The sequence below is a fragment of the Nocardia brasiliensis genome, assembly GCF_042691675.1.
Taxonomy (GTDB): Bacteria; Actinomycetota; Actinomycetes; order Mycobacteriales; family Mycobacteriaceae; genus Nocardia; species Nocardia brasiliensis_D.
In genome coordinates, this window is the sequence record NZ_CP170507.1 from 4717754 (window position 1) to 4730262 (window position 12509).

The following is a 12509-nucleotide window of genomic DNA, read 5'->3' on the forward strand; positions in this document are numbered from 1 at the left end:
ATCATGCTCCCTTGCTCGTCGCGGTCTGCTCGATCACTGTGTGGTATTCGACGAAATCCAGTCCTCCCAAGCGCTTACCGAGTTTGTGCAGCACCTGCCCCGGTCCGGCGTCGACCATCCGGCGCACACCGAGTTCGCGCGCCACCGACAGGGTTTCGACCCACCGCACCGGCAGCACCAGTGCCCTGGCGAGGGCGCGCCGGACACCCCGCGCGGTGGTCAACGGCCGCGCCTCGGTCGAGGAGACGAACGTGCAGTTCGGCGGCCGAATCTCGATCGCGTCCAGGGCTGCGGTCCATTCCGGCAGCGCACCGGCCATGTGCTGACAGTGGAACGCGCCACCGATCGGGAGGACCTGCGCCTCGGCGTCGACCGCCGCCGCGTCCTCGGCCACTTGGCGCACCGCGTCCGGATCACCGGACAACACAATCTGTTTCGGTCCATTGATCGCCGCGACCTCCAGGTGTGCGGTCGGCCGGGTGAACGAGATCCGGCGCCGCATCCATTCGACCTCGGTCGCGTCCAGCCCCATCACGGCAACCATCGCACCCGGCCGTTCCGCGCTCGTTCGCTGGCACAGCTCGCCGCGCGTGCGGGCAAGCCGAATCGCGTCATCCTCCGACACCGCACCCGCGAAGGCCAGTGCGGTGATTTCGCCGAAACTGTGCCCGGCCACCAGTGGCACGTTCGCGAGCGACGGCGCGATCGCCCTGGCCCGGATGAGCCCCAGCGCCAGCATCGTGGGCTGCACGACCCGGGTGTCGGTGAGATCGAGGTCGGCGACGTCGGTCCGATGCAGGCTTTCGAGCACCACGGAGATCAAGGGCTCCGACCGTAGATCCGCCAAGTCTCGTCGCAGATCCGCGGGTTTGACGCCCTGTCCGGGGAAGGCCAGCGCAAATCCGGTCATGGTGATCCTCCAGGTCCACCGGGTTACGAGATCGTGTATCCGCCGTCGATGACCAGATTCTGACCGGTCACCATGGGGTTCGCGAGCAGGAAAAAGATTCCGTCCACCACGTGATCCGGGTCGACGGGCTCCTTACCGAGCGGAGTCCTCGCCAGAATCCGCTCCCTGGCCGGTTCCGGTGTCGCCGAGGTCAGCGCGCTGTCCATGAATCCGGGGCAGACCGCGTTGATAGTGATATTGCGCGCGGCATACTCGACCGCCAGGGCTCGGATGAGGCCGAGCACACCGGCTTTCGAGGCCGCGTAAGAGGACTGGCCCGCAATTCCGTGCAGCGCCGACGGTGACGAGACGACCACGACGCGCCCGGCCCGCTTGCGCATCATCATCGGAACAATGCCGCGCACCAGCCGATAGGTGCCGAGCAAATTGACCTCGATGACCGACCGCCAGCGCTGTTCGTCCTGCTCGATGAGTAGTCCGTCGTCGGTGACCGCCGCACAGTGCACGAGGTCGGTGATCGGTCCGAACCGCTCGCGGACATCGGCGACCATCGTCTCCACCGCCGCGCTGTCGGCCAAGTCGGCTTTTACCGGCATGGCCAGCCCCGCGTTCTGCGCGGTCACCTCGTGCGGGCGCTGCGGGTTCGTCGAGTAGTGCAGTGCCGTCGGAATCCCCATGGCCAGCAGGCGATCGGCGACGCGGCCGCCCAGCAGCCCGGACGCGCCGGTAACCAGCGCGACCCGGTCGCGCGCCGCCGACGTCATGACCGCACCGCGTACTCGGCGACAGCCGCGCTCGGCCAGGAGGTCAGTGACAGGCCGCCGTCCGCGATCACGGTCTGTCCCCACATCCAGCCCGCTGCCGGGGATACCAGGAACCCGACCACGGCGGCGAGTTCGGCGGGCACGCCCAGCCGCCGCGCGGGGGTCTGCTCGGCGACGCGCTGTGCCGCAACGGGATCCGGCAATAGCTGACGCAATGGCCTGCTCTCCAGCGGCCCCGCCGACGCACAGTTCACCCTAATGTTGTCGTCCCGGTATTCATAGGACAAATAGCGGGTCAGCGATTCCACCGCCGCCTTGGTGACACCCACCGCCGCGTAACCGGGGACCGGATAGGTCGAGCCGGTCGAGGAAACATTGCAGATCACGCCGCCGCGGTCGCGCATCAGCGCCGCCGCGTGCTGCGAGCAGCGCAGCGTGCCGAGCAGATTCGTATCGATCGCCCGCGCCCAATCCTTACCGGACAGCTCGCCCAGTGCGCCGAACGCACCTGAGGCCGCATTGTTGACGAGAATATCCAATGTTCCCCAGCGTTCTTCGATGCTGCGGAAGAGACGGGCGACCGAATCTTCGCGGGCCACCGAGGCCCGAACCGTCGCCACCACCGCGCCGCCGAGCTCGGCACGGGTACGCTCGGCGTCTTCCTCGGAATGGCAGTAGTTGACGATGACGCGCGCGCCCAATCGCGCGATTTCTTCGACAATGGCGCGGCCGGTGCCACGGGCGCCACCGGTGACGAGGGCGAGTTTTCCGTCCAGCGGTGCTATTTCGGGCGACATCGGTTTCCTTATCCGATACGACGAGAAATGCCTTCGCATTACACGGTAACCGCCTGGATCTCGAATGTCACTGCACCGAATGGCTCGTGGTATTAATACCAACGGGCTTGCCACCGGTATGATTTCAGCGAAATATCCACCTCGTCACCCTGCCGTGACCGAGGTGGATACTTTCTTTGCGCGCGCCTCAGGCGGTCTCGGCGCGCAACAGTCCCCACTTGTATGCGATCGACACGGCCTCGGCGCGATGCGACGCGCCGAGCTTCGAAAGCACCGCGTGCACATGCGCTTTCACCGTTTGCTCCTTGATTCCGAGCACCTTGCCGATCCGCCGATTCGTCGCACCGTCGGCCAGCAGGTCGAGCACCTGCGCCTGCCTTCGGGTAAAGGTGAATACGTCGGATTGGGTGGGCGTTGCCGACAGCGGTACCGGCTCGCACTCGACCCGAGGTCGAGTCCACAAGCGCTGCAACGCGTCAATTGCCTGCTGTTGTGATTCGATGGCGCGTTGCAGGCTGCTGATGACGCACTCGATTTCTTCCGGGTCGTAGGCGGTTTGCTGCATATTTCCGGCCCCTCCCAACACTCCCCCACGAGGGTGCTGATCTTCGCTTTCCGATGTGGCTCGTTCCGTCGGAGCTCGCCGTTGAGCTTCCCTTGCTACTCCCCGGAATTCCGGAGAGACGTACTGAGCGAGACCGGATAAGCCAGGACACCGCTGGTGCCGAAACCATCACTGGTCGGCTCCGGCGCGTCGTAATAGACGGTGACGATCCGGTCGATGGTGTCGTAAGCGGCGACAGTCCCCCAGGTGTACCGCACGAAATGTCCGACGTCGTAGACCGGTGCGAGCACCCGGCAACCGGGACACAACACCGCGGTACCGCCACCCGTGCCGTTCGGAAATGGATTCGGCCTGCATTCGAAATGCATTGCCAGATCGATCAGATACTGCGCCGCCGGCATGTTGTCATCCCTTCAAGCCGGAAGTGATGAGATCGAGGATGCTGTCCGCCGTCGCGTCGGCATCCATGCCGCGGGACGGGGAGCGCCACTCGTAGGTCCAGTTCAACGCGCCGAGCAGGACCCGGACCGCATGGGCCTCGTCGACCGGCCGATAGATTCCCTGTCGCACGCTTTCGGCGACCGCGGACCGGAACATCGCCTCGTATTCCCCGCGCAGGTCGATGATTTCGGCTTGGTACTCCGGATTGAGCTTGCGCCAGTGATGGAAGTACACCACCACGGCAGCCGCGCGGCGCTCCATCACCCGCATATGCGACCGGCAGAGCTCGCGCAGTCGCTGCTCGGGGTCGGCGATGGTGTCGACGCAGTGCGTTGCGCCCTCGGTGAATTCACGGGCGACGTCGAGAATGATGACGCGCAGGATGTCGGCCTTGCTGCCGACGTGCGAATACAGGCTCGCGCTCTTGATCCCCATCTCGTCGGCGATCTGCCGGATCGTGGTGGCGCCGTAGCCATATCGGCTGAACAGATCGGTGGAGATCTCGATCAGCCGCCGGTACCGTGGCGGCAAGCCGCTCACCGGCCCACGCCGACCCCGCGGTCCGGCTACTTCCGGCAGCTCGGTCATGCCGCCGATAGGGACTGGACCAGGTAGTACCGGTTGCCTTCCGGGTCGGCGAAACCGGCGAGGCGAATGTTCCAGGCCTGCTCGGTCGCCGGTTCGGCGTCGAAGGCGACGCCTCGTTCGACGAGTTCGGCGTAGGTGCGGTCGACGTCGTCGACTGTGAAACTCACGTGATCCAATCCCTGCGGATTGCCGACCAGATCGGGCAGCCGCTTCGTCGGCCCCGCGGTGTCGGTCGTCCGGAACAGATACAGGTACTGCTCGCCTACGGACACCTGAGCCGAGGGCGGCTCGCCCGCCAGGTCCAGCTCCGTCGGTAGGCCCACTTGATCCGCGAAGAACCGCGCGACCCGCTCCACATCCCGCACCGCGACCCCGATGTTGTCGAGCCGCTGAATGGCCATGCCCACCCTCCTTAGCTAGCGACCGATAGCCCTATCAACCGATAGTATAAGTCGCCGGGAACATCGGTACAACCATCCGACGTGCTCGCGATGTCCCCACACCGAGACGTCGCCGAACCCGACGGTGCCACAGCGCAACTCGACGCTGGCCCGCGGAGAAGGTGAGGTAGCTTCGTACCCGTGAGTACATCGACGAGCAGTGTGCAGTGGAAACGTGGGATCAGCGGTGCGGTGTTGGCCGGGACGGTAGTAGCGGGTGTGTTGTCCGGTACGGCGGCCACGGCCTCGGCCGATAGCGGTCAGTTCGGCGCCGGTGCGGTCAGTTCGGCACCGGTGGCGAATGACGGGTGCACCTTCTCGTCGGTCGGCGGTTCGTGCTCCGACCCGGGGCCGGTCGGCGGAGCAGTCATCGCCTTCCGTAACTGGCTGGTGAGCATGGGCTACGGGACGGGAAGTTCGTCGCTGTCCGCCCACCTCTTCTAGCGGTCGGCGGCTCCCGAGAGGTTCTTCGCCAACCACGCCAGCGACATGGGGTAGCGATAGTCGATGCCGCCGTGTTTGGCGTCGAACAGCTCGAAATTGATGACATCCTGTTGCACGCCGTTATCGAGAAGTGCCTGATGGAAGGCTTCGGCGCCGATGTCGAGATACCATTCGTCCCTGGTGCCGCCGTCGATCCAGATCGCCCGCATCGACCGCATGGCTTCGGCGTGGGCGGGCACCATGCGGACCGGGTCCCAATCGAGCCAGCGTTGCCAGACATCAGGTTTCAGCACGCCGGTGCGGGGATCGAACGGAAGCTCCGGGCGGCCGTCCTCGCCCGGTGAGAAGCAGGCCGCGACTCCGTACACCACGAGAAGATCCTCGTCTTCGGGCTTGGTGAAGGACACCCGCTGCTGAAAGTCGGCCCACCAACGGTGAATATCTCCGTCGTACGCGCGGAGACGGCGCACGGCATCCGGGAATTCGGGAATGTAGCAGTACTCGTAGAGGGCATCACCGGCATGGGTTGCCAAGGCGCCGAACAGGTCTGGACGCAGCATCGGCGTGATCATCGCACCGAATCCGCCGCTGCTCTTGCCCATGATGGCGCGATGATCACGGTCGGCGGCCGTGCGATAGTGCGCGTCCACCCAGGGGACTATCTCATCGCAGAGGTAGGAGTGGTACGGGCCGGTGCCGCGCGAGTCGACGAATTGGCTGCCGCCGTAGGCGGTCCACGCGTCGACGTATACGACGATCGCGGGCGGAGCCTCACCCGCCGCGAAGACCGCGTCGGCGGTTTCGGGAAACGGGCGGCGGAACGGCATCCGATTCCGCCACATCTCGACGTGACCGGAGTAGCCCTGGATAACGTAGATCGACGGGTACCGCTGGTCGCCCTCCTCCGCGTAACCGGGCGGCACATACACCCACAACGGGCGTTGATGCGGGTCCTGCAACGGGTTGTCGCGTAATAACGCACTCTCGAAGATGTGCTCATCGAGGCGTCCGGCAAGTTCGGCAGACCAAGGCAGCATTCATCCTACGTTAGCCGCGCCGCGCCGCCTTCGATGACTTTCGGCATAGTGAAGTTCCCGTATCCGCATGCGGTGCGGTGGTTTTCGCGGCCGCAATCCGTCGTCCTGCCGGATCGTTGCCACGACGCCGCGGTACGTCAGGACGGGACGGGCTCGCGGGGGGTGAGATTCATGTGGATGTCGTCGGCCGCCCAGAGTACGAAGCGCTCGATCGGGATCACCGGATGGTCCGGGGCGAGCTCGAAACGGAATCGCTTCAGCAGGACCGCCAGGACGAGTTCGGCTTCGATCATGGCCAGGGCGGCGCCTTCGCAGCTGCGTGGGCCGAGGCCGAAGGGGATGTAGGCGAGTCGGGGACGGGTGGCGGATTCCTGCGCGGCGAACCGTTCAGGCCGGAAGGCCTTTGGGCTCGGCCAGTATTCGGGGTTCAGGTGGACGGCCCAGATCGGGTAGAAGATCGTGGTACCGGCGGAGATCGTATATTCGCCCACGCGAAGGTCTTCGGTGGCTTCGCGGGCGCCGTAGGGTCCGGGCGGGTACAGCCGCATCGATTCCTCGAGCACCATCTTCAGATACGTCAGGTGTTTCAGATCCGCGTAGTCGGGCGCGGGCCGGTCCCCCACGACGCGCGCGAGTTCTTCGACGACGCGATCGGCCGCGTCCGGGTGTTGCGCCAGCAAGTACAGGGTCCAGGAGATGGCGACGCCGGTGGTGTGGTGGGCGGCCAGCAGGGTCATCAGCACGGTGTCGCGGATCCGCGCCGGTGACTGACCCGCGGCGGCCAGGGCGGCGATCAGGTCGCTGCCGTCGGTCGGTGAGCCGCCGTCCTGATGCGCGGCGAGCACACCGTCCACGATCCCCCGCAGATAAGTCAGTGCTCGCTGCGCGCGGACGCCGCGTTCCTGGTCGGTGCCCGGCAGATCGACCTGATACAGCCGAGCCAGTTGTTTGGTCAGCACATCCTCGAACGCCGACACGATCCGTCCGGCCTGTTCCGGCGAATCCAGACCGCTGCCGAGCGCATAGTCGCAAATCATGCGCAGCGACAGCTGACTGAGCTGCTGCTGCAAGGCAATCGGGCCATCCGAAGCCGATTCGGCCCACCGATCGGCCAGTTCGACAGCCAGCGTCACGAACTGCCCGAAATGCGCCTCGTGCGAGGGACGCGCGGCCAGGACCGATAGCAGCACCCGGCGCCACGGCGTGTGCTCCTCGGCGGAGATGGTCTGGAGATTGTCCGACTCTTGAAGTGGCGCAAGGAACTCGAACAGCTTTTCCGGCCGCTTATCGATCTTCGCGGTAGCCTCCAGCAGTACCGGGTCGGCAATCGACACCGCCGCCTCCGCCCCGGGCAACCGGAAACGGACCACGGGGCCGTACTCGGCGTGCAGCTTCAGCTGGTAGTTGTGCAGCCCGCCCGCGGCCACGATGTCGGCGAGGCCATCCCCCTCGCCACGCGGTCCCGGGATCCGGGCGGACGTACCGTCGCGGCCTGGTTCCATGACATTCCTCCAGGGCCATGCTCCCCGGCGCCGGTACTTCACGCAAGCCATCGATCTTGTCCAACAGACACTTCCGGCGCGCCTCGGCTACTTTGTCCTGCCACAGAACAAACTTGGGCTCAATCTGTCGAAAGCGCAGACAAAGCTCGACAAAGTGCGGTTGAATTCGCTCAGCGGATAGAAAGAAGCAGCTGATGCGGATCGCGGCCCGACCTGAAAATGCCCACCAGGCACGGCTTTTGCGGCTGCTGCGCGATCGAGGCCCGCAGTCGCGGTCGGAACTGGCTCAGCCGATGGAGCTGTCCCGGTCCAAACTCGCCGCGGAGCTCGATCGGCTCGCCACGCTCGGGCTGGTCGAAGCCGGTGGCCTGGCGGCATCGAGCGGCGGTCGCCGGTCGGCCATCGCCATGCTGGCCTCCGGCCTGCGTTTCGCCGCCATCGACATCGGCGCCACATCCATCGATGTCGCGGTGACCGACGGTGAATTGCGCGTGCTGGGACAGCTTTCCGAGCCGTGCGATATCCGGCAGGGTCCCGCCGCGGTGCTGGAACGAGCACTGGATCTGCTCGGCAAACTACGCACCGACCAGCACATGGCCGGTCGGCTGCACGGTGCGGGGGTCGGTGTGCCGGGACCGGTGAGCTTCCGCGAGGGCATGCCGGTCGCACCGCCGATCATGCCGGGCTGGCACCGATTCCCGGTGCGCGAGGTCATCGCGCAGGAACTCGGTTGCCCGGTACTCGTCGACAACGACGTCAACATTTTGGCGCTCGGTGAGATGCACGCGGGCTCGGCGCACGCGGTGGCCGATTTCCTACTCGTCAAGGCGGGCACCGGCATCGGTTGCGGCATCGTCGTCGACGGCGGCATCTATCGCGGCGCGTCCGGCAGCGCGGGCGACATCGGCCATCTCCGGCTCACCGACGACGGACCGATCTGCGCCTGCGGCAACAGCGGCTGCCTGGAGGCATACGCCGGCGGCGCGGCACTGGCCAGGGAGGCCACGGCGCGCGCCGGACGGTCGCCGTTTCTCGCCGATCGCCTGGCCACCGTGGGCACCCTCACGGCCACCGACCTCGCCGATGCCGCCGCGGCGGGAGATCCGGTGGCAGTCACCATGATTCGCGAGGCGGGCACCCATCTCGGCACCGCTCTGGCCGGGTTGGTCAGCTTCTTCAATCCCGGCCTGGTGGTGATCGCGGGCGGCCTCACCGGCTTCGGGCACCCCCTGCTCGCGGAGATCCGCAGCGTGGTCTACCGCCGGTCACTGCCGTTGGCCACCGGCAATCTGCCGATCGTGCTCTCCGAGCTGGCCGAGCTCGGCGGGGTGATCGGCGCGGCGCGCCTGATCAGCGACCACGTCTTCAGCGTCGCCTGACGCCACGGCAAGGAGGCCTGCCATGAACACCGTGCTGACCATGCGCGGCATCGTCAAGGACTTCCCCGGTGTGCGCGCCCTCGACCATGTCGACCTCGAGGTGCGCGCCGGGGAGGTGCACTGTCTGCTCGGCCAGAACGGCGCGGGCAAGTCCACCATGATCAAGGTACTGGCCGGGGCGCACCACCCGGATTCGGGCGAGCTGCGCTGGCTGGGCGAACCGGTGCGGCTGTCCGGCCCCGCCGCGGCCACCAGGCTCGGCATCGCCACGATCTACCAGGAATTGGATCTGTGCGATGGACTCGACATCGCCGAGAACATCTTCCTCGGCCACGAACAGGCTCGCGCCGGGTTCACCCGCCGCGCGTCGACCGCCCGCGCCGCGACCGCCTTGCTCGATCGGCTCGGCCACCGCGAGTTGCGCCCCGACACGCTCGTCGGCACCTTGCCCGCGGCCGCCAAGCAGGTGGTGAGCATGGCGCGAGCGCTGTCCTACGACGCGCGGCTCATCGTGATGGACGAGCCCTCGGCCGCGCTCGGCAACGACGAGGTGGCCAATCTGTTCCGCATCATCGACCAGCTGCGCGCGGACGGTGTTGCGGTCGTGTACATCTCGCACCGGCTCGACGAGATTCGCACCATCGGCGACCGACTCACCGTCCTGAAGGACGGTCGCACCGTCGCCGCCGGGTTGCCCGCCCGGACCACCAGCACGGACCACGTCGTCTCACTGATGACCGGCGGCAATGGCGCCAAAGATGCGCTCGCACAGCAGTCGCGCGCCCAGGACGACACCGAGGTGCTGCGGGTGACCGGACTCGGCCTGCCCGGCCGGTTCCGAGACATTTCGTTCACGGTGCACGCCGGGGAAATCGTCGGCCTCGCCGGGCTGGTCGGCGCGGGCCGTTCGGAGGTCCTGGAAACGATCTACGGTGCGCGCCGACCGTCGGCGGGCCAGATCCTGGTCGACGGTCGCCGTGTCCGACCGGGCAACACCACCGCGGCCGTGGCCGCCGGACTGGGCTTGGCACCCGAGGAGCGCAAATCGCAGGGGTTGTTCCTGCTGGAATCGGTGGGGCGCAACATCTCTGCCGCCTCCCTACCGCGCTACTCCCGGTTCGGCTGGTTCGATCGTCGCAGGCAACGCGCCGACACGGGCGACCTGCTCGCCCGCGTCGGCATCCGACCGGCCGATCCCGACTACCCGGTGCGCGGACTGTCCGGCGGCAATCAGCAGAAGACCGTCCTGGCCCGCTGGCTGCTGGACGACTGCCGGGTGCTCTTACTCGACGAACCGACCCGCGGGGTCGATGTCGGCGCGCGCGCCGACGTCTACGCGCAGGTTCGCGGGCTCGCCGAGCGCGGTGTCGCGGTGCTGATGGTCTCCAGCGACCTGCCGGAACTGCTCGGACTGGCCGACCGGGTGCTCGTCCTGCGCGACGGCGAGATCATCCACGCGGCCGCCGCGGCCGAGCTCACCGAACAGGACATCATCGCCATGATCATGGAAGGGAGTGCGCTGTGAGCGAGCGAACCGACAGCACAACGCCCGCAGTCGGCACCGAGGCGAAAATACCGGCAGCGGGTGGTGATCCACCTCCGGTCGCGCGCCGTAAGGCGGTCGGACGCGGCGAATTACGCAAACACGTCACGCTGATCGTCGCGCTCCTGGCGTTGCTACTCGTCGGCGCCGTGACCAAGGGCGAAGACTTCCTCAGCACCAGCAACATGATCACCATCCTGACCTTGGCGTCGGTAATCGGTGTGGTGACCGTCGGCATGACGTTCGTGATCATCGGCGGCGGCATCGACCTCTCCGTCGGCGCGATCATCGCCTTGGCGTCGGTCTGGTGCACCACCACCGCCACCCAGTCCTACGGCGTGGCCGGGATGGTGCTCAGCGCGCTGCTCGTCGGTCTGGGCTGCGGACTACTGAACGGGGCGCTCATCGCCTACGGCCGATTGGTGCCGTTCATCGTCACGCTGGCCATGATGGTGGCCGCGCGTGGGCTGGCCGAGCAGATCTCGGGGCGGCAATCACAGCTCGTCACCACCGATCTGCTCGCTCTCGCCCAGGACCGCGTACTCGGCATCCCGCTGCTGGTCTATCTGTTCGTGGTGGTCGTCGCGGTCGGCTGGATCGTGTTGGAGCGCACCACGTTCGGCCGCCGCACGGCAGCGGTGGGTGGCAATCCGGAGGCGGCGCGGCTGGCGGGCATCGACGTCCGCCGCCACACCCTGCTGCTGTACGCGGTGTCCGGGTTGTGCTGCGGCATCGCCGCCATCATGCTCACCGCGCAGACCACCACCGGCACCAGCACCAACGGCCAGCTCTACGAACTGGACGCCATTGCCGCGGTGGTCATCGGCGGGACGCTGCTCAGTGGCGGATTCGGCACCATCACCGGCTCGATCCTCGGCGTGCTCGTGTTCACCGTGATCGAGGACCTGTTCATTCTCAACAACCTCGAACAACCCATCCAAGCGATCGGCAAGGGCGCCATCATCGTAACCGTCCTGCTGTTCCAGCGCTTCGGCCGCGCCCGCGCGGTCCCCACCCTCACCTGATCTCGCACGCACCAAGGAAAATCATGAGCACCACAGTCTCTCTCCCCCGTCGCGGCATCCTGCTGTCCGGTCTCGCGGCAGGCGCCGGTGTCCTCGCGGCCGCCTGCACGTCGAACGACACCACCGCAGGCACTCAGGTAGCGGGCAATACCGGCGACAATGCCGCCGCCGGACAGCAAGTGCGGGTGGGGTTTTCCGCACCGGCCGCCGACCATGGCTGGACCGCCGCGATCACCCGCAACGCGCGGGCTCAGGCGGAGAAATTCGCCGATGTCACGCTCAACGTCACCGAGGGCACCAACGACGTCGCCCGCCAGATCGAGCAGGTGCAGTCGATGATCAACCAGAAGACCGACGTCCTCGTGGTGCTGCCGTTCGACGGCAACGCCCTCACCGAGATCGCGAAAAACGCCATGGCGGCCGGGATTCCGGTGATCAACCTGGATCGGGTCTTCGCATCGGGGCTGGCCTACCGCACCTGGATCGGCGGTGACAACTACGGCATGGGGGTCAACGCTGGCAACTTCATCGTCCGCAAGCTGCGCGACGCGGGCATCAGCGATCCGGTGATCGTCGAGGTCGCCGGAATCGACAGCCTCCAGCTCACCCAGGAGCGCAGCCGGGGTTTCCAGGACGCCCTCGGCGCCGCCGGATTCCGCATCGCCGCACGGCAATCCACCGATTTCACGGCGGCAGGCGGCCAGCAGGTGGCCAGTCAGATGCTGCAGGCGACGAAGAAGATCGACGCGATGTGGAACCACGACGACGACCAGGGCATCGGCGTGCTGGCCGCGATCGAACAGGCCAACCGATCCGGCGAGTTCGTCATGGTCGGCGGCGGCGGTTCGGCCCAGGCCATGAAAAAGATACAGGCAGGCAATTCGCCCTTGCAGGCCACCGTGCTCTACAGCCCCGCCATGGCCTCCTCGGCGGTCGCGCTGGCAAGGCTGCTCGGGCAGCGCAGAGCACTCGGCGATCTCGCCGAACACGATGTGCCCGCGAAGATTACGACCTTCTCCGCGGTCGTCACCAAGGACAACGCCGAACAGTATCTAGCGAACGGCTACTGACCGA

General features: G+C 66.7%; 14 protein-coding genes. 5 read left to right on the forward strand and 9 right to left on the reverse strand.

From position 1 onward, the window contains the following. Nucleotide 1: 1 nt before the first annotated feature. From ACFK0J_RS21775 to ACFK0J_RS21805, 7 genes are all read right to left on the reverse strand, one after another. On the reverse strand, nucleotides 2-910 hold the full coding sequence (locus ACFK0J_RS21775) for an ACP S-malonyltransferase (protein ID WP_378730054.1): 909 nt from the start codon (nucleotides 908-910) through the stop codon (nucleotides 2-4). A gap of 23 nt (nucleotides 911-933) precedes the next feature. After that, on the reverse strand, nucleotides 934-1674 hold the full coding sequence (locus ACFK0J_RS21780) for an SDR family NAD(P)-dependent oxidoreductase (protein WP_378730056.1): 741 nt from the start codon (nucleotides 1672-1674) through the stop codon (nucleotides 934-936). Continuing rightward, a complete protein-coding gene (locus tag ACFK0J_RS21785) occupies nucleotides 1671-2471 on the reverse strand; it encodes an SDR family NAD(P)-dependent oxidoreductase (RefSeq protein WP_378730058.1) in 801 nt (266 codons plus the stop codon). Before ACFK0J_RS21785 ends, ACFK0J_RS21780 begins: the two co-directional genes overlap by 4 nt. Nucleotides 2472-2658: 187 nt before the next feature. Next, nucleotides 2659-3036 (reverse strand): LuxR C-terminal-related transcriptional regulator, encoded by a 378-nt coding sequence (locus tag ACFK0J_RS21790; protein ID WP_378730060.1) that lies wholly within the window; start codon nucleotides 3034-3036, stop codon nucleotides 2659-2661. Nucleotides 3037-3131: 95 nt separating this feature from the next. Further along, a complete protein-coding gene (locus tag ACFK0J_RS21795; protein WP_218469267.1) occupies nucleotides 3132-3437 on the reverse strand; it encodes a hypothetical protein in 306 nt (101 codons plus the stop codon). A 4-nt stretch (nucleotides 3438-3441) separates the two neighbouring features. After that, on the reverse strand, nucleotides 3442-4065 hold the full coding sequence (locus ACFK0J_RS21800) for a TetR/AcrR family transcriptional regulator (protein WP_378730061.1): 624 nt from the start codon (nucleotides 4063-4065) through the stop codon (nucleotides 3442-3444). Then, entirely contained in the window at nucleotides 4062-4466 is a 405-nt protein-coding gene (locus tag ACFK0J_RS21805; RefSeq protein WP_378730063.1) for a VOC family protein, read from the reverse strand. Before ACFK0J_RS21805 ends, ACFK0J_RS21800 begins: the two co-directional genes overlap by 4 nt. Before the next feature lie 180 nt (nucleotides 4467-4646). Between ACFK0J_RS21805 and ACFK0J_RS21810 the strand changes: the two genes are divergently transcribed. Continuing rightward, nucleotides 4647-4949: a hypothetical protein gene (locus ACFK0J_RS21810; RefSeq protein WP_378730065.1), complete on the forward strand. Its 303-nt coding sequence runs from the start codon at nucleotides 4647-4649 to the stop codon at nucleotides 4947-4949. Here ACFK0J_RS21810 and ACFK0J_RS21815 read toward each other — a convergent pair. Beyond that, the gene (locus ACFK0J_RS21815) at nucleotides 4946-5986 is read right to left on the reverse strand and encodes an alpha/beta hydrolase (protein ID WP_378730067.1); all 1041 of its coding nucleotides are present in this window, start codon (nucleotides 5984-5986) and stop codon (nucleotides 4946-4948) included. The two genes, ACFK0J_RS21810 and ACFK0J_RS21815, sit on opposite strands and share 4 nt — an antisense overlap. A gap of 137 nt (nucleotides 5987-6123) precedes the next feature. Continuing rightward, entirely contained in the window at nucleotides 6124-7488 is a 1365-nt protein-coding gene (locus ACFK0J_RS21820) for a cytochrome P450 (protein ID WP_378730069.1), read from the reverse strand. A 194-nt stretch (nucleotides 7489-7682) separates the two neighbouring features. On the opposite strand from ACFK0J_RS21820, the gene ACFK0J_RS21825 reads away from it, so the two are divergent. From ACFK0J_RS21825 to ACFK0J_RS21840, 4 genes are read left to right on the forward strand one after another with little or no spacing between them, the layout of a single operon-like run. Continuing rightward, nucleotides 7683-8867 carry an ROK family protein gene (locus ACFK0J_RS21825; protein WP_378730071.1) on the forward strand — a complete coding sequence of 395 codons (1185 nt, stop codon included), beginning with the start codon at nucleotides 7683-7685 and terminating at the stop codon, nucleotides 8865-8867. Nucleotides 8868-8889: 22 nt separating this feature from the next. Beyond that, the gene (locus tag ACFK0J_RS21830; RefSeq protein ID WP_378730073.1) at nucleotides 8890-10392 is read left to right on the forward strand and encodes a sugar ABC transporter ATP-binding protein; all 1503 of its coding nucleotides are present in this window, start codon (nucleotides 8890-8892) and stop codon (nucleotides 10390-10392) included. After that, nucleotides 10389-11435, forward strand: a complete 1047-nt coding sequence (locus tag ACFK0J_RS21835) for an ABC transporter permease (RefSeq protein ID WP_378730075.1) — start codon at nucleotides 10389-10391, stop codon at nucleotides 11433-11435. Before ACFK0J_RS21830 ends, ACFK0J_RS21835 begins: the two co-directional genes overlap by 4 nt. Nucleotides 11436-11458: 23 nt before the next feature. After that, the gene (locus ACFK0J_RS21840) at nucleotides 11459-12505 is read left to right on the forward strand and encodes a substrate-binding domain-containing protein (protein ID WP_378730077.1); all 1047 of its coding nucleotides are present in this window, start codon (nucleotides 11459-11461) and stop codon (nucleotides 12503-12505) included. The last annotated feature ends 4 nt before the right edge of the window (nucleotides 12506-12509 follow it).

Bases quoted from the DNA above. Each gene is read 5' to 3' on its own strand.
- ACFK0J_RS21830 (WP_378730073.1), top strand. From the start codon at position 8,890: ATGAACACCGTGCTGACCATGCGCGGCATCGTCAAGGACTTCCCCGGT.
- ACFK0J_RS21840 (WP_378730077.1), top strand. From the start codon at position 11,459: ATGAGCACCACAGTCTCTCTCCCCCGTCGCGGCATCCTGCTGTCCGGT.
- ACFK0J_RS21820 (WP_378730069.1), bottom strand. From the start codon at position 7,488: ATGGAACCAGGCCGCGACGGTACGTCCGCCCGGATCCCGGGACCGCGT.
- ACFK0J_RS21780 (WP_378730056.1), bottom strand. From the start codon at position 1,674: ATGACGTCGGCGGCGCGCGACCGGGTCGCGCTGGTTACCGGCGCGTCC.
- ACFK0J_RS21785 (WP_378730058.1), bottom strand. From the start codon at position 2,471: ATGTCGCCCGAAATAGCACCGCTGGACGGAAAACTCGCCCTCGTCACC.
- ACFK0J_RS21795 (WP_218469267.1), bottom strand. From the start codon at position 3,437: ATGCCGGCGGCGCAGTATCTGATCGATCTGGCAATGCATTTCGAATGC.
- ACFK0J_RS21800 (WP_378730061.1), bottom strand. From the start codon at position 4,065: ATGACCGAGCTGCCGGAAGTAGCCGGACCGCGGGGTCGGCGTGGGCCG.
- ACFK0J_RS21815 (WP_378730067.1), bottom strand. From the start codon at position 5,986: ATGCTGCCTTGGTCTGCCGAACTTGCCGGACGCCTCGATGAGCACATC.
- ACFK0J_RS21825 (WP_378730071.1), top strand. From the start codon at position 7,683: ATGCGGATCGCGGCCCGACCTGAAAATGCCCACCAGGCACGGCTTTTG.
- ACFK0J_RS21805 (WP_378730063.1), bottom strand. From the start codon at position 4,466: ATGGCCATTCAGCGGCTCGACAACATCGGGGTCGCGGTGCGGGATGTG.
- ACFK0J_RS21775 (WP_378730054.1), bottom strand. From the start codon at position 910: ATGACCGGATTTGCGCTGGCCTTCCCCGGACAGGGCGTCAAACCCGCG.
- ACFK0J_RS21790 (WP_378730060.1), bottom strand. From the start codon at position 3,036: ATGCAGCAAACCGCCTACGACCCGGAAGAAATCGAGTGCGTCATCAGC.